This window comes from Mumia flava, assembly GCF_002797495.1.
Taxonomy (GTDB): Bacteria; Actinomycetota; Actinomycetes; order Propionibacteriales; family Nocardioidaceae; genus Mumia; species Mumia flava.
In genome coordinates this window covers 2,357,628-2,379,217 of the sequence record NZ_PGEZ01000001.1, presented here as the reverse complement: position 1 = coordinate 2,379,217, position 21,590 = coordinate 2,357,628, and the positions used below count along the sequence as shown (strand labels likewise).

Here is a 21,590-nt window from a genome sequence, read left to right as displayed (position 1 = left end):
CACGGAAATGGCCTTCACGGTCCACCTAGTGGAATCGAGGAACGAGCATGAAACTCAGAGGGTTGAGCATCCCGGCCATCGCGGCAACGCTTGTCCTGGGAGCGAGCGGCGCAGCCGCCGTCACCGGGCACGGCAACGGCTGGGGCTGGGGCAACGACCGAGGTGAGTCGCGTACGGCGGAGAACATCTACACGGACGGCATCACCGACTACGGCGTCGAGCGCGGCACCTCGTCGAAGCTCTACAACGACTGGGGCAACGGCTGGGAGGAGGGCGAGACCAAGCGCGTCCTGATCTACAGCTACACCCCCGGACCGCGTCACGCGCACCTCGGCGACCGGCTCGAGCCCGGGATGAACCCGCCGCTGAACGAGACCAACGTCGCCCAGTCCAACCTGAAGGCCTGGCTCGAGGCCGAGGGGATCGAGGTCGACTACACCGAGGACGTCAGCCAGCTGTCGCGCATCCGCGGATACAACGCGTTCATCTCCTTGAGCGCGAACCGCGACGCGTACGACGACACGGCCCAGACCTCGCTCAAGCAGTTCGTCCGGGCCGGCGGCGGCTTCGTCGGCATCCACAACGCGTTCGGCGCCGAGTACCACTGGCCCTGGTACGAGGGTCTGCTCGGCGGTGCGAACTTCTTCGACCACCGCCCGAACCGCGAGGGCACGGTCGAGACCGTCAACCGCAAGGACGTTTCGACGAAGAACCTGCCGCGCGAGTGGACGTTCACCGACGAGTGGTACAACCTCGTGCCGTTCCCGAGCTACGTCAACGTGCTCGCCGAGGTCGACTCCGAGACCAGCGTGACGCCGGAGCGCGACTCCGGCCACCCGGGCCACCCCAAGGGCCACCCGGTCAGCTGGTGCCACTACTACGACGGCGGCAAGGCGTGGCTCACCACCCTGGGTCACGACACCGCGGCGTGGACCGACGAGGAGATGGAGGGCGACGAGTACTTCCAGGACCACGTGGTCAACGGCATCCTCAGCGCGATGGGGATCGAGAAGTTCTGCCGCTCCTGATCACCTGATCGCTGCGATCGGCTGATCCGTACGGCCCGCTGGGGGCGGGGTGCGTCGAGGCACCTCGCCCCCAGTGCTGTGCGAGCAGAGGGGACCGCCGGCCACCTCCTGTGGAGACCGGCTCCATCGCCCATGCGTTACATGGAACGCCGTCCGGTGCAGATCTGGCTTCCCGACGTGCACTCCGAGGCTTTCACCGCGGAGGCGCACCGTCAGGCGGCTGCCGTGGCACGCGCAGCCCAGACGAGCGACGACCTGGACTTCGTCGAGGCCGTCTCGGACACCCGGGACGAGTGAATCGCGGAGAGCTCTGGACCGTGGCCGGAGGTGTCGACGCGTCCAAGCCGAGACCAGCCCTGATCCTCCAGGACGACCGGTTCGATGCGACGGACTCCGTCACCGTCGCCCCGTTGACGACCACGCCGGTCGACGCTCCGCTGCTCCGGACCGCAGTCCCGCCACCACGACGACAGGGATCCGTGAGCCGAGCTGGATCATGGTGGACAAGATCACGACCGTGCGACGCACGAGCGTGCAGACGCGCGTCGGCCGCCTGCCGGCGGCGCTCATGGTCGAGGTGGAGCGGTCGGTGCTCACCTTCCTCGGCGTCGCCGACTGAGACTCATTCCCGTCGCCGAGCGACTTCCGCCGCCCTCGGCGTCAGCAGCGCTGCGACACCCGCGAGCGCGAACGCGCAGGCAAGCGGTGCGCACGCAAGCCCGATCAGCACCGCTGACGGTACCGGCACTGCGACATCGTCGACACAGGCCGCCGCGACCGCGACGAGGCTGCCGATCGCAGCGGCCGCGAGAGGACCCGGCAGTGTCGCGAGGACGACCTCCGCACCGCGGACGGAACGGAGCCGCGACCGCCCCATCCCAGAAGCCAAGAGCGCGCGATCCGCATCCTCTCGTTCCGCCTGCATCGCGGCGACCGAGAGGCCGAGTGCGACCGTGAGCAGCATCAAGCACAGCATCAGGGCGAGGATGGTGACCGCGCTGGTCATCGCGGTCCGTCGCTCGCCGGCTGGATAGCCGGCGATCAGCGATCCGGCTGCCTGCGGCAGCTCTTCGACGATGGCGGCGGCGGTGCCGGAGAGTGCCTCGTCAGCGACGACGAACGTGTAGCCGAAGTCGTCCGAACGAACGCCGTCTGCCGAGAGCAGACGCCGATCTCGGGTGTTCGCGCGTGTCACCCACGCCTCCTCGACGCCCCGGGCTCCGAGCGCTGCGGCAACGGCTCGGCGCAACGCGGCGGGATCCGAATAGGCGTCCGGCGAATCAAGCTCGATCAAGCGCCACCCATCGGTCCCGTCGTCCGTCGCCCCAGCGATGGCGCCGCCCGCTACGCCCACGACCAGCATGAGGGTGACAAGGGCCGCCGCGAGCCGCGACGTCGCGCGAGCGTGGTGATCCGTGCGCGCGGCCGCGACACGGATGCTCAACGGTCCACGGCGTCCGAGCGCTGCAGCCCCCCGTACGAGAACGGGACCACTGAGGATCAATCCCCACCAGGCAAGGAGGATCCCGCCGACGAGCAGCCATACTCCACTCATGGGTGTGGCTGCCCCCGAGCCGACTCGAGCCTGCTGGGCCGCAGCGAGCGCACCGACGACCAGTGCCGCAGACGCGAGAGGGAGCAGGCGCCACGATGACAGGCGTCGATCCGCACCACGACGGCGCACCCTCCACGGGTCTCCGGCTGCGCTGCGAGCGGCGAACGTGCCGGTCGCCGCTCCGACAAGGGCCGCTACTGCGGCCAGCGCAGGCAGCAGAGCCGCGAGGTCGACCGGCCAGCGGCTGAGCGGGACAAACGGCACAGACCCGCTCATGCGGATCACGGGTCCCGCGAGCACGATGCCCACCATGCCCCCGAGTGTGGACGCCAGCATCGTCGAGATCCCGGTCACCAGCACGACGGAGCGCTCGGGCGCGCCAAGGAGTCGCAGAACGGCGTATCGCCGCTGCTTCCCGGCGGCGGCCAGACGCCCCAGGACGAGGACCAGCGCTGCGATCCCGGCGAGCAGGATCACGAGTCCCCAGAGCGCAACCATGCGCCGCTCCCCCGCGCTCAGATCCTCGACCTGGCCACTCGTACCCCCGAAGCCCGAGATCCGAACGCCACCCAGCTCACGGATCTCGTGCTCGGTCGCCCCGACGTACGCCAGCCGCTCGTCCGGGTCGCGAAGGCCGTCAGCGGCGATGTCTCCGATGACCACGCCTCGCACCAGCTCCGCGAGATAGACGTTCGAGTCACGCTCTCTCGTAACGGCGGGAGACGCGATGACCTCGCCCGCCCCGGGCCACCGATCGACGCCTGGGGGCAGCCCGACCACGGGGTCGCGCGGGCCGAGGTGCACAAGCACCAGCTCACCGGTGCCGACGTCCAGCGACGCCTCGTTGACCCACGGTCCTTCGCCGTCCGTCCAGACCGGGCTCCGCGACTCGAGTACCGCCGAACGCGCTCCGTAGGATGCGAGCTGGGCCAGCACGAGCGCTGCGGCGACCACGATCATCGCCGACCCGGCGAACGCCCATCCGATCGTCCCCCACTCGTGCCTGGAGCGCGGACGCCAGGTCCGCAGAACGATCCTCGCCACCAGCCGCACGTCGTCGATCCGAGGCCGACTCACCGGTCGACCGCGCCATCGATGATCCCGACGACACGGTCACAGCGATCAGCTGTTGCATCGTCGTGGGTCGCGACGAGCAGGGCCGCATCGCGTTCGGCGACCAGTTCCACCATCAGATCGAGAACGGCAGCCGCGTTCTCGCGATCAAGCGCCCCTGTCGGTTCGTCGGCGAGCACCAGGCTCGGACGGTGGACCAGGGCTCGTGCGACCGCGCTTCGTTGGGCTTGCCCTCCGCTCACCTCGCCTGGCTTTCGGCGACCGAGCGCGAGCAGGCCGACGCGATCGAGAATGCCATCGGCGTCCCGCAGGGCCTCCCGCCGCGGAGCTCCCGCCAGCTCAGCCGCGAGCGCGACGTTGTCACGGAGGGACAGCTCGGCCACCAGCTCCCCGAACTGGAAGACGAAGCCGACCCTTCGCCGCCGGACGGCAGCCCGCTCGTCCGACCCGAGCCCGGAGATGAGCTCACCGCAGACCGAGACCGAGCCGGCGGTCGGGACAAGGATCCCAGCCGCCACCAACAGCAGCGTCGACTTTCCGCACCCGCTGGGCCCCATGAGTGCGACACGCTCCCCGGGTGCCACCGCAAGGTCGATGCCCCGGAGCACCGGCTCGCTCGTGTACTGGTGATGCACGTCGGTGACGGCCAAGCACGTCGATCCCGCAGGAGCCGCAGGACCTTGCGGCGCGAGCGTCGCCATCAGTCGTAGTACGGGTTGCTGTACTTGCGCCACGCCGAACAGTCGTCGGGCCCGACGTTGCGCTCGCACGTCTGGATCCGAGCGCAAGGAGTGATCGTCATGGCCGGGTCATGGTGGATCCGGTCAGGGATGGTCCGGTTCGCATCTTCCGGAGCGTTGTACACCTTCGGGCTGTACCCGACAACCTTGATCTGGAACTTGACGGCCCGGTCATTGTTCTTCAGGTCCTTGAGCTGCCCCTTGATGCGAAATCCGCCGTGATGATCGTTCCGGCTGTACCACTTCTTGTAGCCGACGAACTTCGCTTCTGCCTGACCGTTGCCCTGTTTGACCGCCTTCCATCCGGTACTTGCGGCCGAAGCAGCTGCTGTACCGACCAGCACGAGGATCAGGGCCAGCGTGACCCCCCAGTACGACTCGCGTGCGATTCATCCCACGCCTTCTTAACGCTAGGTTTCAATGTCGGTTACCAGCCAGGGTAGTGCGCGAGCGGGTCAGCGCTGCCGCGCCGGGTCGTACAGGTGCGACTCGCAGACCAGCGGCCCGCTCCCGGCGACCCCGAGCGCCGGCCCGACGAGGATCACCGCCGCCTGCCGCAGGGCTGCGGACTCCACCGCGTCCGCGATCGACCCGAGCGTCCCGCGCAGCACGAGCTCCTCCGCCTGCGACGCCCGGAACACCACCGCGACCGGGCAGTCGGATCCGTAGAACGCCGCCAGCTCGTCGGCGATCGCGCGCGTCCGTGTGATCGCGAGGTGCAGCACGAGCGTCGCGCCGGTCGCCGCGTAGGCCGCGAGCGTCTCCCCCGGCGGCATCGCCGTCGACCGCGCCTGCGCCCGGGTCAGCACGACCGTCTGCGCAACCTCCGGCACGGTCAGCTCGGCCCCCAGGATCGCGGCCGCCGCAGAGTACGCGGGCACCCCCGGGCACACGTCCCACGCCACGCCTGCCGCGTCGAGCCGCGCGGTCTGCTCGGCCATCGCGGAGTACACCGACGGGTCTCCGGAGCAGAGCCGTACGACCTCGCGGCCCGCGCGAGCGGCGGTCGCGAGGACCTCGGTGATCTCGTCCAGGTCGAGGTGCTGGGAGTCGACCAGCTCCGCGTCGTCGCGTGCCGTCGCGAGCGTCGCGTCGTCGAGGTACGTGCCCGCGTACACGACGACGTCCGCACGCTCGATCAGCCGGACGGCCCGCACCGTCAGCAGGTCAGCGGCCCCGGGACCGGCGCCGACGACGTGAACGGTGCCGGGTCCCGCGTCGGGCCGGTTCACCGGATCGCGCTCCACTGCGTGACCGCGCGTGCCGGCTTCCAGCCTGTGAGCGTGCCGAGCGGCTCGAGCCGCTCGACCGACAGCCGCACCATCTCGCCCCCGTGCTCACGGAACATCCGCAGCAGCGCGTCCTCCGACTCCACGGTCACCGCGTGCGCGACGAACCGACCTCCGCTGCGCAGCTGGGCCCACGCCTCCTCGAGGACACCGGGGACGCTGGCCCCGCCACCGACGAAGACCGCGTCCGGACGCAGCTTCAGGTCCCCCAGTGCGCCCGGTGCGGTCCCGACGACGACCTCGAGGTCAGGTACGCCGAGCCACGCCGCGTTGTCGCGGCAGCGTTGCGCGCGCAGCGGGTCCGGCTCGATCGCGACCGCCTTGGCTCCGACGGCGGCGCGCATCCACTCGATCCCGATCGAGCCGGCGCCCGCCCCGACGTCCCAGAGCACGTGGCCCGGAGCCGGGACCAGCCGGGCGACGGCCGAGGCACGGACGTCCCGCTTGGTGACCAGACCGTCGCTGTCGTACGCGTCGTCGGGCAGCCCGGGGACGCTCCCGTACGGAGGCGTCTCCGGTCCGGCGGCGCACTCGATGCAGACGACGTTCAGCCGGGGCGCGGCCCGGTCTCCCCAGGTCGCGGCGGTCGTGTCGACGCGCGACTCGCCGGCAGCGCCGAGGTCGCCGAGGACGCTCAGCGCGCTGTCGCCGTAGCCCGCGGCGACGAGCAGGTCGGCGACCCGAGCCGGCGTGGTCTCGTCGCTCGACAGCACCACGAGCCGCCGGCGCGGCGCGAGCCAGGCGACGACCCGACGCGGATCGCGCCCGACGAGCGTGACCAGGGCGGTGTCCTCGGCCGACCAGCCCATCCGCGCACGCGCCAGCGTCTCCGACGACACCGCCGGCAGGACGTCGACGGCGTCCGCCCCGAGCATCCGTACGAGAGCGGTCCCGATGCCGGAGAGCAGCGGGTCACCCGAGGCCAGCACGACCAGACCCCGGTCCGCGTGCGCCGCGAGCAGACCGCGCAGGCCCGGCATCAGCGGCGTGGGCCACCCGACCCGGATCTGACGGTCGATCGGCGGCAGCATCGCGAGGTGGCGCTCCCCACCGATCACCACCTCGGACTCGAGGACGCGACCGCGTACGGCGGGGGTGAGTCCGTCCAACCCGTCCGCACCGACGCCGACCACGGTGATGCCTCGCATGGTCGCTGACCGTACCGCGCCTGTCATCCGCGCTCGCGTCGGGCTAGGGTGGCGGCGGCAAGGATGCGAGGTGCCCCACGCGCTGCGGCGCACGGGGAGAATCAGGGAAGCCGGTGAGAATCCGGCACAGGACCCGCTGCGGTGACCTGTCCGTCCTCGGTCACGCGCGACCCGCCGTACGGCGTGCGCGCAGCCACTGGGCTCCGGCCCGGGAAGGCGACCGAGCGGCATGGCAGGAAGTCCGAAGACCGGCCTCGCGAACCCGGTCGCGCGAGCGACCACGAACCTGCGGGAGCCCAGCGATGCCGTCCGCCGTGACGTCGACCCCTCACTATCCGTTCTCCGCCGTCGTCGGCGCCGAGGACATGACGCTCGCCCTCGTGCTGGCAGCGATCGCGCCCGAGCTCGGCGGTGTGCTCGTCCGGGGCGAGAAAGGCACCGCGAAGACGACCACCGTGCGTGCGCTGACCGCGCTGCTGCCGGACGTGGCGGTCGTGGACGGGTGCCGGTTCTCCTGCGACCCGGTCTCGCCCGATCCCGGGTGCCCGGACGGTCCGCACGCCCCCTCCGCTGTGCGCACGGACCGCCCGGCGCGGCTCGTCGAGCTGCCCGTCGCGGCCAGCGAGGACCGGGTCGTCGGCTCGCTGCACCTCGGTCGCGCCCTGGCCGACGGGGTTGCGGAGTTCGAGCCGGGTCTGCTGGCGTCGGCGCACCGTGGGGTGCTCTACGTGGACGAGGCGAACCTGCTCGGCGACCACCTCGTCGACGTGCTGCTGGACGCGGCCGCGACCGGCCGTACCCGCGTCGAGCGCGAGGGTGTGTCGGTGACCCACGCGTCGCGGTTCGTGCTCGTCGGCACCATGAACCCCGAGGAGGGGGAGCTCCGCCCGCAGCTGTTGGACCGGTTCGGGCTGTCCGCCGAGGTCGCGGCGCCGCGCGACCCGCGCACGCGGGTCGAGGTCGTCCGCCGTCGGCTGGCCTACGAGGCGGACCCGGCCGCGTTCCTCGCCGACCATGGCGGTGCGGAGCGGGAGCTCGCGGCCCGGATCGCCGACGCGCGGGCACGGCTCGGCGCGGTCCGGCTCGACGACGCGATGCTGCTCGTGGTCGCGCGGGTGTGCGCCGGGTTCGACGTCGACGGGATGCGCGCCGACCTCGTGACCGCCCAGGCCGCCCGGGCGCACGCCGCGTGGCGGGGCGGCGACACGGTCGCGCGTGAGGACGTACGGGCGGCTGCCCGGCTCGCGATCGCGCACCGCATCCGGCGCAACCCGTTCGATGCTCCCGGGATCGACGAGGACCTGCTCGACGAGCTGCTCGGAGACGAGCAGCCGCCCGAACCGCCGCCCGCTCCCGGTCCGGACGACGGCGACAGCGACGGCGACGGCGACGGCGACGGGCCTGGCGGCGGGGGCGAGCCTCCGCAGAGCTCCGCCGGCGACTCCCCCGCGGACCCGCCCCCGACGACCGGCTCCTCGACCGACCCGCCCACGTCGTCGGTCGACCCGCCCACGTCGTCGGTCGAGCCGCCCACCGCGTCGGTCGAGCCGCCCACGTCGTCGGTCGACCCTGTCGAGACCACCCCCGACCCGGGCCCGCCCGCAGCGACGCCGGTCGCCGCCGGCCCGGCGTACCGTCCGCGGTTGTTCTCCCTGACCGGCACCGGCGCCGGTGCCGACGGGCGCCGGTCCCGCGCGCGGACCGACCGCGGCCGTACGGTCGGGTCCCGTCGCGCGACGCCCTCCGAGAGCGGTCCGGTGCACCTGCTGGCCACGCTCCGCGCCGCCGCACCGCACCAGCAGGCCCGCGGACGCAGCACCGGCTCGGCCGTGCGCCTGCGCCCGAGCGACCTCAGGTTCGCGGTCCGCGAGGGACGCGAGGGCAACCTCGTGCTCCTGTGCGTCGACGCGTCCGGGTCGATGGGGGCACGTCGCCGGATGGAGCAGGTCAAGACGGCGGTGCTGTCGCTGCTTCTCGACGCCTACCAGCGCCGCGACCGCGTCGGGCTCGTGACGTTCCGCGGGCCGGGTGCCGAGCTCGTGCTCCCGCCGACGGGCTCGGTCGACGTCGCCGCTGCGCGACTCGACGCGGTGCCGACAGGAGGGCGTACGCCGCTGGCCGAAGGGCTGCGCGAGTCCGTCGCCGTGATCGAACGGGCGTCGCGCCGCGATCCCGACCGCCGCCCGCTGCTGGTCGTCGTCACGGACGGACGCGCGACCGCCGGTCCGGACGCCCTCGGCCGAGCGTCGGCCGCAGCGCGGGACGTGGCTGCCGCCGGCATCCGTACGGTCGTGCTCGACTGCGAGTCGGGCGCGCTGCGCCTCGGCCTGGCCGCCGACCTCGCCACGGATCTGCGCGCCGACCACGTGCCGATCGGCGAGGTCGCCGCCTCCACCCTCACGTCCACGATTCGTCGAGTTCGGGCGGGATCAAGGCGCACGGATCCCGCCGCAAGTCGACGAATCGTGGACGGTACGGGGAGGGTGGCCTGATGCCGCAGGGGCAGCCGAGCGTGGTGCCGGACGACGGACTGACCACGCGGCAGCGGCGCAACCGCCCGCTCGTGATGGTCCACACCGGCGACGGCAAGGGGAAGTCGACGGCGGCCTTCGGCCTCGCGCTGCGCGCATGGAACCAGGGGTGGTCCGTCGCCGTGTTCCAGTTCGTCAAGTCCGCGAAGTGGCGGATCGGCGAGCAGAGCGCGCTCGAGCAGCTCGCCGCCGTGCACCGCGAGACCGGGGTCGGCGGTCCGGTCGAGTGGCACGCCATGGGCGCCGGCTGGTCGTGGTCGCGCAAGGCCGGGACGTCCGAGGACCACGCGGCCGCGGCAGCCGAGGGCTGGGCCGAGATCAAGCGACGGATCACCGCCGAGCAGCACGACCTGTACGTCCTCGACGAGCTGACGTACCCGATCGGGTGGGGCTGGATCGACGTCGAGGACGTCGTCGACACGTTGCGCACCCGACCCGGGCGCCAGCACGTCGTCATCACGGGACGACGAGCCCACCACCGGCTCGTCGAGTCTGCCGACCTCGTCACCGAGATGACCAAGGTCAAGCACCCGATGGACGTCGGCCAGAAGGGCCAGCGGGGGATCGAGTGGTGAGGCTGCCCCGGCTCGTCGTCGCCGCGCCGGCCTCCGGTCACGGCAAGACGACGATCGCGACCGGGCTCATGGCCGCGCTGCGCAGGGCCGGCCACACGGTGTCCGCGCACAAGGTCGGCCCCGACTACATCGACCCCGGCTACCACGCTCTCGCTACCGGGCGCCCCGGACGCAACCTCGATCCCCACCTGGTCGGCGACGACCGTCTCGTCCCGCTGCTCCTGCACGGCGCGTCGACGCCCACGCCGGCCGACGTCGCGGTGGTCGAAGGGGTGATGGGGCTCTACGACGGGCAGATCGGCACCGACGGGTACGCGTCGACGGCGCACGTCGCTGCGGCGATCGGCGCGCCGGTGATCCTCGTCGTCGACATCTCCCATGCGTCCCGCACGATCGCCGCGACCGTCGCCGGCCTCGCGGCGTTCGACCCGGCGGTCCGGATCGCGGGTGTGGTCCTCAACAAGGCAGGCTCGCAGCGGCACTCCGACGAGGTCCGCCGTGCACTGGAGGTCACCGGGATCGACGTGCTGGGGGTGATCGGACGAGACGACGGAGTGGTCGCGCCCTCGCGCCACCTCGGGCTGGTGCCGGCCGAGGAACGCGCCGATGCGGAGGCGTCGGTGCACCGACTCGCCGCGCAGGTGGCCGAGCGGGTCGACCTCGAGGCGGTTCTGCGGATCGCGCGAACGGCACCGGACCTGGCGGACCAACCGTGGTCGCCGCCGGCCGACGAGGACGTACGGGCGGGTGCGCCGCGCCCCGTGGTCGCGGTCGCCGGGGGTCGCGCGTTCACGTTCCGCTACGCCGAGGCCGTCGAGACGTTCCGCGCCGCCGGCCTCGAGCCCGTGACGTTCGACCCGCTGCGGGACGAGGCGCTGCCCGACGGGACCGCAGGCCTCTACCTCGGCGGCGGGTTCCCCGAGGTGCACGCGTCGGCACTCGGGGCGAACACACCGCTGCGGGCTGCCGTGCGCGACGCGGTCCGCAGCGGGGTGCCGACGATCGCGGAGTGCGCCGGGCTGCTCTACCTCACCGGCCGGCTCGACGGCACTCCGATGACCGGCGCGATCGCGGCCCGGGCGGGGATGGCGCCACGGCTCACCCTCGCGTACCGCACGGCGATCGCGCCCCAGGAGACGCTCCTCGCACCGGCCGGCGGACGGGTCCGTGGGCACGAGTTCCACCGGACCACGGTCGCCCCGGCGGCGGGCGAGCAGCCGGCCTGGCTGCTCGACGGCCGGCCCGACGGCTTCAGCCTCGATCCGGCCCGGGTCGGGTACGCGACGGTGCACGCGTCGTACCTCCACACGCACACGGCGGGTACGCCGGGCGCGGTCGCGCGGTTCGCCGAGGCGGTGCGGGCGGGCGGCGTCTCGATCGCTCGCTCCGCTCGCGCCTCGACGAACGGGGAGACTCGCTCGGCTCGCGCGTCGACGAAGGACAACCCCGCTGGTCGAGGCCGAGCGGAGCGAGGATCGAGACCCCCCACGCCGACCCCCGCTGGTCGAGGCCGAGCGGAGCGAGGATCGAGACCCCCCACGCCGGCCGCCAACCTGCACCACCACGGCGACGCCGAGGTCCGCGGCACCGACCTCGTCGACCTCGCCGTGAACGTCTCGCGCGAGCCCCGGCCGGGCTGGCTCGATCGCGCCCTGCACGACGCCGTGACGGCCTCCACGGACTACCCCAGCGCCGACGCCGCCCGCGACGCGATCGCCGCGCGTCATCTGCGCGGGGTCGACGAGGTGCTGCCGACCGCCGGCGGCGCGGAGGCGTTCACGCTGGTCGCGCGGATGCGCACGTGGCGACACCCGGTCGTCGTGCACCCGCAGTTCACCGAGCCCGAGGCCGCGCTGCGCTCCGCCGGGCACGAGGTCGACCGGGTGATCCTCTCCGACACCGACGACTTCGCCCTCGACCCGGCCCGGATCCCCGAGGCCGCTGATCTCGTGATCATCGGCAACCCGACGAACCCGACGGGCACGCTCCACCCCGCGCCCACACTGCGAAGCCTCGCGCGGCCGGGGCGGGTGGTCGTCGTCGACGAGGCGTTCATCGACGCGGTCCCCGGCGAGCGCGACAGCCTCGCGAGCGCCCGTACGCCCGGCCTGCTCGTGGTGCGCAGCCTGACCAAGACGTGGTCGATCCCCGGGATCCGGGCAGGCTACCTCCTCGGTGACGCGACGCTGCTCTCCGACGCCGCACCACACCAGCCTCCGTGGTCGGTCTCCGCGCCGGCGGCGGCAGCGATGATCGCGTGCTCGAGTCCTCACGCGGTCGCCGAGGCGGAGCGGCGCGCGGCCGCCGTCGTACGCCACCGTGCTGTCCTCGTCGACGGTCTGCGCGAGCTCGGGATCGCGGTGCACGGCGACGCAGCGCCCTTCGTGCTCGCGCACGTCGGCACCGGTGTGCGAGAGGCCCTGCGCACGGCCGGCTTCGCGGTACGCCGCTGCGACACCTTCCCCGGGCTCGGCCCGGACTGGGTCCGCATCGCCGTCCGCGACCCTGCCACGAGCCACGGTCTCGTCGCGGCCCTCGCCTCCGTGCGGGCGGCGGCGCCGAGCCGCGGAGCACCGGCCTGATCCGACTCGGTCGGGCACCCTCCGAAGCAGGAACTCGTCGAACAGCGGAACGGGGTAGGCAGTCTCGCCGTGAGCACGGCTGGAGATCAACCCTGTGGAGATCAACCCTGTGGAGATCCGGCCGCTACGTCTCGGCGCGACGCTCTCGACGCGGACGCCCAGCCGGGGCCGCGATGGCGCCCGAGCGGCGCTGGCCCTGGCAGGTCAGTCACCACTGAGCACCCGCAGGGGGATGCCCCGCGGTTCTGCGTGCCGGCTCAGGAAGTCGACCAGTCCGGCCATCGTGTCGGGGCGCGTCACCATCACGGTCACCACGACGTCGTCGCCCCACAGCGCTCTGGGCTTGAGCGACACCTGCCCGAAGCCGGGCGAGCTGTCGACGAGCTGCCGCAATCGCGGGCTGGTGCGCGGACCGATGACGTCGATCTCCGCGATCATGGACCACCCGTACGCATCGTCCTGGTGCCACACGGTCAGGGCGTCCGCCTCCGCCACGAGCTGGACGGAACCGAGCCGTCGCGTCCAGAGCCACACCCGCGCCAGGGCGAGCGGCCCGACGATCAGCGCGAGCACCACGGCGTACGACTCGAGCACCGAGTCGAGCAGGATCGCGACCATGGCGACGATCGCGAGCGTGACCCCGGCCGCAGCCGCGACGGACGCACCGAGCACCCACGTCACGACCGGCCACGCTTCGCGCCACGGCCGCTCCACCCGCCAGATGTCATCCGGGTCGGACCCGTCGCTCGCGTCCGCCCACCCCATCAGGGCTCCCGACCGATCGTGCGCCTCGATGCCGTCACGCCCGACATCGTGGCACGTGGGCAGGCCACACCGCCCGACACGTGCGGGAGCGACCGTCCCGGGGATCCCGGCACGGCCGCTCCCCACCCCCGTGAACCCGAGGTGGACCCGACGACGTCGAGGCCACGTCCTCGGGCGGAACACCCGCGACGTGCAGATGCGCCACGCACCATGCTGCGTCACGATCGGGCGACGACGGCGCGCCGGATCCGCCCGGATCGCCCAACGGTCGGTCGGCGTCGCCCAACGGTCGGCCGTTCTCACGGTTCGAGACCACGGAGCGAGACCCGCACTCGCGGACCCGGCGCGCACCGGGTAGGTTCGTCCTGCCGCGCACGGGAAGTCGGTGAGAATCCGACACAGTGGCGCTACTGTGTGGCCTCGCGAGAGCGAGCCGAGTCAGACCCCGCGGGCGGCGAGACCCATTCCATCGTCAGGGACGCATCATCCCTCAGGAGGTCCGAGCCGTGGCTCAGTCCGTCAGCACCCCCCTCGCCGCCCAGGCCCCGGTCACCCCGGTCGTCTCCGCCCGCGGCGTCGCCCCGTACGCGATCCTCTTCGGCCTGCTGGCCGTCCTCGCGCTGTACTTCGTCGGGGCCGAGCAGGGCGCGACCGCGCTCTTCTCCGGGACCGCGATCCACGAGTACGTGCACGACGCACGTCACCTCATGGGATTCCCCTGCCACTGACGCCGACGCGTCGGCGTGCCGTCGACGCCGCGTCGTGATCCTGCCGACGTCCGTCCCTGCTCTCGGGACCGGGCGGCCGTCGGTCGTCCCGTCCTCACCACCTCCCAGGGGATTCCCATGCCTGTCCTGTCACTTCGTACGTTCCTGGTCTCCGGACTGATCGCCGGGCTCGTCGCCGGCGTCGTCGCGTTCGCCGTCGCCTACACCGTCGGCGAGCCGGCGGTCCGCGACGCGATCGCGATCGAGGAGGCCGGCTCGAGCGCCGCCGCCGACGACGGTCACACGCACGACCACGCCTCCGACGGGTCGGCCGCGGAGGAGCCGCACTCCCACGGCGACGAGGAGGGCGGCATCACGCGCACGACGCAGGAGACCACCGGTCTGCTCACGGGACTGCTCGTGCTCGGCACCGCGTTCGGCGGGCTGCTCGGCATCGTCGCGGCGTACGCGGTCGGGCGGCTCGGCGCACTGCGCCCGCTCGCCGGCACCGCACTCGTCGGGTTGCTCGCGTTCGTGGCCGTCGCGCTCGTGCCGTGGCTGCTCTTCCCGCCGAACCCACCCGCGGTCGGGTCGGGGGACACGATCGACGAGCGCACGGCGCAGTACTTCTCGGTCCTGCTCGTCTCGGTGGTGGCGGCGTTCGCCGCGGTGTCGTTCGCCCGGGCGCTGCACCGCGCTGGCCGCGGCTACCTCGGGGTCACGATCGCCGGCGTCGGCTACCTCGTGGTCGTCCTGGGGATGGCACTGGTGCTGCCACGCGAGTCGGAGGTGCCTGCGGACTTCTCTGCGGACGTGCTCTACGGCTTCCGGATCTCGTCGCTGCTGACCCAGGCGGCGCTGTGGGCGACGGCGACGCTCGTCCTGACCGCGCTCATCGCCCGGCGGCAGTCGGCCGCCGGGTCGTCGCCGGTCGAGCCGCACCCCTCGTCGGTCGAGACCTCGACCGCACGCTGACGTGCCCGTCGCCCGCCCGACGTCGAGCACGGCCCTCGGGCTGGTGCTCGGCTTCGCGGCGGACCGGCTGGCCGGCGACCCGCGCCGCGGGCATCCGGTCGCGCTCTTCGGGACGGTCGCCGCGAGCGTCGAGCGTCGTCTGCACGCAGACCGCCGCCGCCGCGGGATCGCGTACGCCCTGGCGCTGGTCGGTGCGTCCAGCGCGATCGGCGTCGTCGCCGAGCGCGTGACCGTCTCCCGCCCGGGCGCGCGGACCGTGCTCGTCGGCGCCGCCACGTGGGCGGTGCTCGGCGGCCGAACGCTCGAACGCGAGGCCGAAGCCGTCCGTGCGCACCTCGCCGCCGGCGACCTGGATGCGGCTCGCGGGCGGGTCACGCACCTCGTCGGCCGCGACCCGACCGCTCTCGATGCTGCCGGGGTGGCACGGGCGACGGTCGAGTCGGTCGCCGAGAACACCTCCGACGCCGTGGTCGCACCCCTGCTCGCGGGCGCCGTGGCGGGCGTCCCGGGCCTTCTCGCGTACCGTGCGGCGAACACGCTCGACGCGATGGTCGGGCACCGCAGCGACCGCTACCGCAGGTTCGGTTGGGCGGCGGCGCGGCTCGACGACGTGCTCAACCTGGTCCCGTCGCGCCTGAGCGCTCTGCTCGCCGCGATCGCTGCCCCGCTCGTCGGTGGGCACCCGACCGCGGCCGTACGCGCGTGGCGCCGCGACGCGCACCGGCACCCGAGCCCGAACGCAGGTCCGGTCGAGGCCGCGTTCGCAGGCGCCCTCGGCGTCCGGCTGGGTGGGGTGAACGTCTACGCCGGGGTGGTCGAGGACCGCGGCACGCTCGGCGACGGAAGGGCGGTCGAGACGAGCGACATCGTCCGTACGGTCCGGCTCGCGCGCGCGGTCGGCCTCGCCTCCCTCGCCGTCGCCGTCGTCCTCGCGCGTCGCCGCCGGCCGTGACGTGCGAGCGCCGGGCTCCGCTCAGGGCCCGAGGGTCGAGCGAGCCCAGGCGACGGCGTCGCCGACGGACGTGACCGTCGGTCCCGTGCCGGTCCAGGCCGGGCGGCGGACCACGACCACGGCAGCGCCGACCTCGCGGGCCGCGTCGAGCTTCGCCGCGGTGTACGAACCACCGGAGTCCTTGGTCACCAGCACCTCGGTCCCGTGCTCCCGCATGAGCCGCACCTCGCCGTCGAGGTCGTACGGCCCGCGGTCGCGCCGGATCTCCCAGCTCGGCGGCGGCACCAGGTCCGGAAGGTCCACGACCCTGGCCAGCACGGGCGCCTCGCGCAGCACCGGGACGAAGATCCCGAGGGCCTGCCGCCCGGTGGTGATCAGCACGCGGGATCCCAATCCTGCGGCGGTGCGCGCGGCCGCGGCGTGGTCGGCGACCCACGTCCACGTCTCGGCGTCGGGGTGGTCGGACCAGCCGGGCCGCACGAAGCGCAGCAGCGGGATCCCGGTCCGGGCGCTCGCGGCGACCGCGTTCGCGGAGATGCCGACGGCGAACGGATGGGTCGCGTCGACGACGGCGTCGACGTCGGTCTCACGGAGGTACGCCGCGAGGCCGCCGGCGCCGCCGAACCCCCCGACCCGCACGTCGCCGACCGGGAGGCGCGGATCGGACACCCGGCCCGCCAGCGACGACGTCGCCGCGATGCCGGCGTCCCGGAGCGCGCCCGCGAGGGCGCGGGCCTCGGCGGTCCCGCCGAGCAGGAGCACGGTCATGCCGGTCCCTCCGTCGGCGTCTCGGCCGGCTGGGCTTCGACCCGCTCGACCGCCGACCCGGGCGGTGCCTGCGGAGGCACGACCACCGGACCGGCGGCGAGCGTCGGCAGCCCTGCGGGGACGCCGTCGCGCACGAGAGCGAGCAGCGCGTCGACGTCGAGGTGCTTCTCGACACCGTCGGCGAGGCGGTCGATCCGCTCCTGGCGGGCGGAGGCGAACGACACCGACGGGTCGGACTCGAACCGGTCCCGCCCGACACCTGACGCGACCGCCGCCAGGAACGCGCGCCGGAAGCCGTCCGACTCCAGGGTCCCGTGCCACATCGTCGCGTACGCGGCGCCGTCGCGAACCCCTCCGGGGAACGCCTCCCCGCTCCGGACCGACAGCCGCCCGTGGTGGATCTCGTACCCCGTCACGTCCTCGCCGGACCAGCGGCCCTCCGCGAGCCGCAGCGCCTTGTCCGGCCCGAACCGCGTCGCGGCGTCCACGAGCCCGAGCCCGTCCACGGTCGCCGCCTCCCCCTCCGTGCCGTCGGGATCCGCGATCACCCGCCCGAGCATCTGGGCCCCGCCGCAGATCCCGAGCACAGCACCGCCACGCTCTGCGTGCGCTGCGATCGCCTCCGCGAGCCCGGTCGTACGCAGCCAGCGCAGGTCCGCGAGCGTGGCCCGGGTGCCGGGGACGACCACGAGGTCGGCGTCGCCGATCCCGGCCGGGCCGCGGACCCAGTCCACGTCGACGTCCGGCTCGAGGGTGAGCGCGTCGACGTCGGTGAAGTTGCTGATCCGCGGGAGACCGACGACCGCGACGCGCAACCGGTCGGTCCCGCCCGTCCACGACGCTCGCGGCCGCTCCTCGAGCGCGACCGCGTCCTCGGCGTCGAGCCACAGCCCGGACTCGTGCGGCAGCACCCCGTACGTGGGGCGGCCGGTGAGCGCGGTCAGCCGGTCCAGCCCCGGGGCGAGCAGGGACACGTCGCCGCGGAACTTGTTGACCACGAACCCGGCCACGAGCGCCTGGTCCTCTTCCTCCAGCAGCGCGACCGACCCGTACAGGGCCGCGAACACCCCACCGCGGTCGATGTCGCCGACGACGACCGTCGGGATCGCGTCGTGCTGCGCGAGGCCGAGGTTCACGTAGTCCCAGTCGCGCAGGTTGATCTCGGCGGTGCTGCCGGCGCCCTCGCAGACCACCACGTCGAAGCGCACCCGCAGCTCGTCGTAGGCCGCGAACGCCGCCTCCGCCAACGCCGCCCGCCCCCCGGCGAACTCGCCGGAGCCGAGCGTGCCGTACGGGCGCCCTCGCACGACGACGTGGCTGCGCCGGTCGGAGCCGGGCTTGAGCAGCACCGGGTTCATCGCATCCTCGGGCTCCGCACCGGCAGCGAGCGCCTGGACCCACTGCGCGCGGCCGATCTCGGTGCCGGCGGCGGTGACCATCGAGTTGTTCGACATGTTCTGGGCCTTGAACGGTGCCACCGAGAGACCTCGTCGAGCGAACGCCCGGCACAGCGCGGTCGTGACGACCGACTTGCCGGCGTCGGAGCTCGTGGCGGCGATCAAGAGGCTCCCGGACACCCCGCCAGGATACGAGGGTGGACGCGCCGGGCAGATCGCGGAGTCAGGCGGCGAGGGCCGCCGCAAGCGGTGCCAGCGTCTCGGCGCACCCCGCGTCGAGACGCAGCGTCGCGAGCTCGTCGCCGCGGGTCGGGCCGCGGTTGACGATCACGACGGGGGTGCCCGCCTTCGCGGCCTGACGGACGAACCGCAGGCCGGACATCACCTGCAAGGAGGACCCCACCACCAGCAGCGTCGCGGCCTCGTCGACGAGCGCGCGGCAGCGGGCGACGCGGTCCTTCGGCACGCTCTCGCCGAAGAACACGACGTCCGGCTTGAGCACGCCGCCGCACCCCGGACAGTCCGCGACGCGGAACGCCGAGGTCTCCTCCAGCACCGCGTCGCCGTCGGGTGCGATCGCGTACGCCCCGCCGCCGTAGCCGGGGTTGATCTCCTCCAGGCGCTCGTGCAGGGCCGACCGTGCGATCCGGGCGCGGCAGTCGAGGCAGACCACGTCGGCGATCCGGCCGTGCAGCGTCACCAGGCTGCGCTGGCCCGCGGCCTCGTGCAGGCCGTCGACGTTCTGCGTGATGACGGCGTCGACGACCCCGGCGGACTCGAGGGCGACGAGCGCGTGGTGCGCGGTGTTGGGGGCCGCGCCGGTCATGTGGCGCCAGCCGACGTGCGCCCGGGCCCAGTAGCGCTGCTGCGCCTCGCGCGTGCGGACGAACTCCTGGTAGGTCATCGGAGTGCGGGGAGTCGACGTGGGTCCGCGGTAGTCGGGGATCCCGGAGTCGGTCGAGATCCCGGCGCCGGTCAGGACGACGACGCGTCCACGGCGCAGCAGCGCAGTGACCTCCTCCACGCTCGGACCTGCTGCGACAGCCTCCACGCATCGAGCGTACGCGCGGCCCGGCGAGGTGCGCGGAGCGTGGGCTTCAGCGGCCCTTCGGCCGGGCCCGCACGTGCATCCGCTCGCCCTGAGGGCCGAAGAGGCTGAGCAGCTCGACCGGCTCGCGTCCGGCGTTGGCGATCGCGTGCGGCACCCGCGTGTCGAACTCGGCGGCCTCCCCGGGTCCGAGCACGAGGTCGTGCGTGCCGAGCAGGAGGCGAAGGCGGCCCGACAGCACGTACAGCCACTCGTACCCGTCGTGCGTCGCCTGGTCGAGGTCCTCCATCGGGCCCGGTCGGGCCGGGATCGTCTGCTTGTAGGCCTGGAGCCCGTCGAGCGTCCGGCTGAGCGGGACGAACGTCCGCCCGTGCCGGGTGAACGGGCGCTGCTCGACGCGCGGGTCGGCGCTGGTCGCCGTGCCGACCAGGTCGTCGAGCGAGACCTCGTACGTCCGGGCGAGGGGCAGCAGCTGCTCGAGCGTGGGACGCCGCGCGCCCGACTCCAACCGCGACAGCGTGCTCACCGAGATGCCCGTGCGGCTGCCCAGCTCGGCCAGCGTCAGCTCGTGCTCGGTCCGGAGCGCGCGCAGGCGAGGGGCGACGGCGGCGACGGGGTCTGACTCCTCCATCCTGCAAGTTTGCCACGGCGGCAAAGTTTCTTGCGAATGTGTGATGTCGGAGGGATCGTCGAGACATGACCAGCTCACACACCTCCTCCTACGACGTCGTGGTGATCGGCGGCGGCGCCGCCGGCCTGTCGGGCGCCCTGGCCCTCGGCAGGGCCCGCCGTACGGTCCTCGTCGTCGACGCCGGCGAACCCCGCAACGCACCCGCGACGCAGGCCCACGCCTTCCTCACCCGGGACGGAACGCCCCCGGCCGAGCTTCTCGCTGCGGGACGCGCCGACCTCGAGCCGTACGCGGTCGACCTCGTCGTCGGGTCCGTCGCGGCGGCACGACGCCTCGACGACCGGCGCTTCCGGGTCACGCTCGACGACGGACGCCCGGTGACCGCGCGCCGCCTGCTGATCGCGTCGGGCGCCGTCGACCGCCTGCCCGACGTCGACGGACTCGACGCGATCTGGGGACGCACCGCGCTGCACTGCCCCTACTGCCACGGCTGGGAGGTGCGCGACCAGCGGATCGGCGTCCTCGGCTCCGGTGCGATGTCGGTGCACCAGGCCCTGCTGTGGAGCCAGTGGAGCGACGACGTCGTGCTCTTCCTGCACACCGCGCCCGAGCCGAGCGCCGAGGAGTCGGCTCAGCTCGCGGCGCGCAGCGTCACGGTGATCCGTGGCACCGTCGCCTCCGTCGACGCGGACGGCGACCGGCTCCGTACGGTCCGGCTCGCCGACGGCACAGCGATCGAGCGGGACGCCCTGGCCGTCGCGACCCGGGTCGAGGCCCGGCTCGACGGGCTCGATGCGCTCGGCCTGGACACCGCGGTCGTCGAACGCGGCGGCCAGGTCGTGGGCACCCAGGTCACGGCCGATCCGACCGGGGCGACGTCGGTCGCCGGGGTGTGGGCCGCCGGGAACGTGGTCGAGCCCACCGCCCAGGTGATCGCGTCCGCCGCCGCGGGGACCATGGCCGGTGCGGTGATGAACATGGACCTGATCACGGAGGACACCGCCGACGCGGTCGCCGGCAGCGTCAACGGGCCCACGGAGTCGCCGAGCGTCCACTAGGCTCCCAGACCGTGCAGCGACGCGAGCTCGGATGGCATCTCGACGACCTGGCGTGGCGGGTCGCGGTCTTCTTCATGGTGGGGTCGGCGCTGTTCGCGCTCGGGTCGTTCCCGGCCTACACGCAGATCGTCGACGACCGCGCCCTCGGGATGACCTTCGTCGTCGGTGCACTGTTCTTCACCGCCGCGTCGTACAGCCAGCTCGTCCAGGTCCTGGCCGGCGACCCGCACGGGCGCGCCGACGGAAGCGGCGGCCCGTACTGGGGGTGGCGCCCCCGCGACCTGGCGTGGTGGGCGTGCGTGGTGCAGTTCGCTGGCACGCTGTTCTTCAACGTGACCACGATCGCGGGCCTGTCGACCACGTTCACCACCGCCCAGGCCGTACGGCTGGTGTGGGCGCCCGACTTCTTCGGCTCGATCGCGTTCCTCGTCGCGAGCCACCTCGCCTGGCTCACCGTCGCGCACCGGGTCTGGGTCTGGCAGCCGCGCAACACCGACTGGTGGATCGCGGCGCTCAACTACCTCGGGTCGATCTTCTTCATGATCGCCGCGCTGGCGCAGTACGCACTGGAGACCGACCAGAAGCCGGGCAACATCGCGATCGTCAACACCGGCACGTTCCTCGGCGCGGTCTGCTTCTTCGCCGGCGCCTACCTCCTGCTCCCCCGCCGCACACCCTGACCTGACCGTCCCGACCACGATGTGGGCGGTACGGGGAGGTTCTGCATGCAGAGCTCCTCCCTGTTTCGCCCACCTCGTGGTCGGGAC

The 21,590-nt window shown here is 73.3% G+C and carries 20 protein-coding genes, 1 pseudogene and 1 riboswitch; of the genes and pseudogenes, 11 read left to right on the top strand and 10 right to left on the bottom strand.

The window, feature by feature from the left end; all coding sequences use genetic code 11:
- The first annotated feature begins 62 nt into the window (after positions 1–62).
- From CLV56_RS11260 to CLV56_RS21240, 3 genes and pseudogenes are all read left to right on the top strand, one after another.
- Complete coding sequence (locus CLV56_RS11260) at positions 63–1,028, top strand: ThuA domain-containing protein (RefSeq protein ID WP_157805141.1); 966 nt, start codon at positions 63–65, stop codon at positions 1,026–1,028.
- A 141-nt stretch (positions 1,029–1,169) separates the two neighbouring features.
- Positions 1,170–1,325 carry an antitoxin MazE-like protein gene (locus tag CLV56_RS11255; RefSeq protein WP_245857769.1) on the top strand — a complete coding sequence of 52 codons (156 nt, stop codon included), beginning with the start codon at positions 1,170–1,172 and terminating at the stop codon, positions 1,323–1,325.
- Positions 1,322–1,647 (top strand): annotated as a pseudogene (locus tag CLV56_RS21240) (type II toxin-antitoxin system PemK/MazF family toxin). Before CLV56_RS11255 ends, CLV56_RS21240 begins: the two are co-directional and overlap by 4 nt.
- 3 nt (positions 1,648–1,650) lie before the next feature.
- On the opposite strand, the gene CLV56_RS11245 reads toward CLV56_RS21240, so the two are convergent.
- The 5 genes from CLV56_RS11245 to cbiE form a co-directional block, all read right to left on the bottom strand.
- Positions 1,651–3,543, bottom strand: a complete 1,893-nt coding sequence (locus CLV56_RS11245) for an ABC transporter permease family protein (RefSeq protein WP_157805140.1) — start codon at positions 3,541–3,543, stop codon at positions 1,651–1,653.
- A 113-nt stretch (positions 3,544–3,656) separates the two neighbouring features.
- Positions 3,657–4,307, bottom strand: coding sequence for an ABC transporter ATP-binding protein (locus tag CLV56_RS11240; RefSeq protein WP_039340008.1), 651 nt, complete (start codon positions 4,305–4,307; stop codon positions 3,657–3,659).
- A 50-nt stretch (positions 4,308–4,357) separates the two neighbouring features.
- Positions 4,358–4,741: a hypothetical protein gene (locus CLV56_RS11235; protein WP_039340009.1), complete on the bottom strand. Its 384-nt coding sequence runs from the start codon at positions 4,739–4,741 to the stop codon at positions 4,358–4,360.
- Between the two features lie 111 nt (positions 4,742–4,852).
- A complete protein-coding gene (gene cobM, locus CLV56_RS11230; RefSeq protein WP_039340147.1) occupies positions 4,853–5,629 on the bottom strand; it encodes a precorrin-4 C(11)-methyltransferase in 777 nt (258 codons plus the stop codon).
- On the bottom strand, positions 5,626–6,834 hold the full coding sequence (gene cbiE, locus CLV56_RS11225; protein WP_039340010.1) for a precorrin-6y C5,15-methyltransferase (decarboxylating) subunit CbiE: 1,209 nt from the start codon (positions 6,832–6,834) through the stop codon (positions 5,626–5,628). The genes cobM and cbiE overlap by 4 nt, the downstream gene beginning before the upstream one ends.
- Before the next feature lie 63 nt (positions 6,835–6,897).
- A riboswitch (cobalamin riboswitch) is annotated at positions 6,898–7,094 on the top strand.
- 42 nt (positions 7,095–7,136) lie between these two features.
- Here cbiE and CLV56_RS11220 point away from each other — a divergent pair.
- The 3 genes from CLV56_RS11220 to cobBC are packed head-to-tail and all read left to right on the top strand — an operon-like array spanning position 7,137 to position 12,522.
- Positions 7,137–9,326: a VWA domain-containing protein gene (locus tag CLV56_RS11220; RefSeq protein ID WP_039340011.1), complete on the top strand. Its 2,190-nt coding sequence runs from the start codon at positions 7,137–7,139 to the stop codon at positions 9,324–9,326.
- Positions 9,326–9,940 (top strand): cob(I)yrinic acid a,c-diamide adenosyltransferase, encoded by a 615-nt coding sequence (gene cobO, locus CLV56_RS11215; protein ID WP_039340012.1) that lies wholly within the window; start codon positions 9,326–9,328, stop codon positions 9,938–9,940. Before CLV56_RS11220 ends, cobO begins: the two co-directional genes overlap by 1 nt.
- Positions 9,937–12,522 (top strand): bifunctional hydrogenobyrinic acid a,c-diamide synthase/histidinol phosphate aminotransferase CobBC, encoded by a 2,586-nt coding sequence (gene cobBC / locus CLV56_RS11210; RefSeq protein WP_039340148.1) that lies wholly within the window; start codon positions 9,937–9,939, stop codon positions 12,520–12,522. Before cobO ends, cobBC begins: the two co-directional genes overlap by 4 nt.
- A gap of 204 nt (positions 12,523–12,726) precedes the next feature.
- Here cobBC and CLV56_RS11205 read toward each other — a convergent pair whose 3' ends face one another.
- A complete protein-coding gene (locus tag CLV56_RS11205) occupies positions 12,727–13,287 on the bottom strand; it encodes a hypothetical protein (RefSeq protein ID WP_039340014.1) in 561 nt (186 codons plus the stop codon).
- A 506-nt stretch (positions 13,288–13,793) separates the two neighbouring features.
- On the opposite strand from CLV56_RS11205, the gene CLV56_RS11200 reads away from it, so the two are divergent.
- The 3 genes from CLV56_RS11200 to CLV56_RS11190 all read left to right on the top strand — a co-directional run bounded on the left by CLV56_RS11200 (position 13,794) and on the right by CLV56_RS11190 (position 15,921).
- On the top strand, positions 13,794–14,015 hold the full coding sequence (locus CLV56_RS11200; protein ID WP_039340016.1) for a CbtB domain-containing protein: 222 nt from the start codon (positions 13,794–13,796) through the stop codon (positions 14,013–14,015).
- Positions 14,016–14,132: 117 nt separating this feature from the next.
- Positions 14,133–14,969, top strand: coding sequence for a CbtA family protein (locus tag CLV56_RS11195; protein ID WP_100414830.1), 837 nt, complete (start codon positions 14,133–14,135; stop codon positions 14,967–14,969).
- Between the two features lies 1 nt (position 14,970).
- Entirely contained in the window at positions 14,971–15,921 is a 951-nt protein-coding gene (locus tag CLV56_RS11190) for a cobalamin biosynthesis protein (RefSeq protein ID WP_039340017.1), read from the top strand.
- A gap of 21 nt (positions 15,922–15,942) precedes the next feature.
- Here CLV56_RS11190 and CLV56_RS11185 read toward each other — a convergent pair whose 3' ends face one another.
- From CLV56_RS11185 to CLV56_RS11170, 4 genes are read right to left on the bottom strand one after another with little or no spacing between them, the layout of a single operon-like run.
- Complete coding sequence (locus CLV56_RS11185) at positions 15,943–16,689, bottom strand: cobalt-precorrin-6A reductase (RefSeq protein ID WP_039340019.1); 747 nt, start codon at positions 16,687–16,689, stop codon at positions 15,943–15,945.
- Complete coding sequence (locus tag CLV56_RS11180; RefSeq protein WP_100414829.1) at positions 16,686–18,266, bottom strand: cobyric acid synthase; 1,581 nt, start codon at positions 18,264–18,266, stop codon at positions 16,686–16,688. Before CLV56_RS11180 ends, CLV56_RS11185 begins: the two co-directional genes overlap by 4 nt.
- A gap of 43 nt (positions 18,267–18,309) precedes the next feature.
- Positions 18,310–19,137 carry an NAD-dependent protein deacetylase gene (locus CLV56_RS11175; RefSeq protein ID WP_039340021.1) on the bottom strand — a complete coding sequence of 276 codons (828 nt, stop codon included), beginning with the start codon at positions 19,135–19,137 and terminating at the stop codon, positions 18,310–18,312.
- A gap of 46 nt (positions 19,138–19,183) precedes the next feature.
- A complete protein-coding gene (locus CLV56_RS11170) occupies positions 19,184–19,765 on the bottom strand; it encodes a helix-turn-helix domain-containing protein (protein WP_039340023.1) in 582 nt (193 codons plus the stop codon).
- 65 nt (positions 19,766–19,830) lie between these two features.
- Between CLV56_RS11170 and CLV56_RS11165 the strand changes: the two genes are divergently transcribed.
- The gene (locus CLV56_RS11165; RefSeq protein WP_039340025.1) at positions 19,831–20,823 is read left to right on the top strand and encodes an NAD(P)/FAD-dependent oxidoreductase; all 993 of its coding nucleotides are present in this window, start codon (positions 19,831–19,833) and stop codon (positions 20,821–20,823) included.
- A gap of 11 nt (positions 20,824–20,834) precedes the next feature.
- The gene (locus CLV56_RS11160) at positions 20,835–21,503 is read left to right on the top strand and encodes a hypothetical protein (protein ID WP_100414828.1); all 669 of its coding nucleotides are present in this window, start codon (positions 20,835–20,837) and stop codon (positions 21,501–21,503) included.
- Positions 21,504–21,590 lie beyond the last annotated feature (87 nt).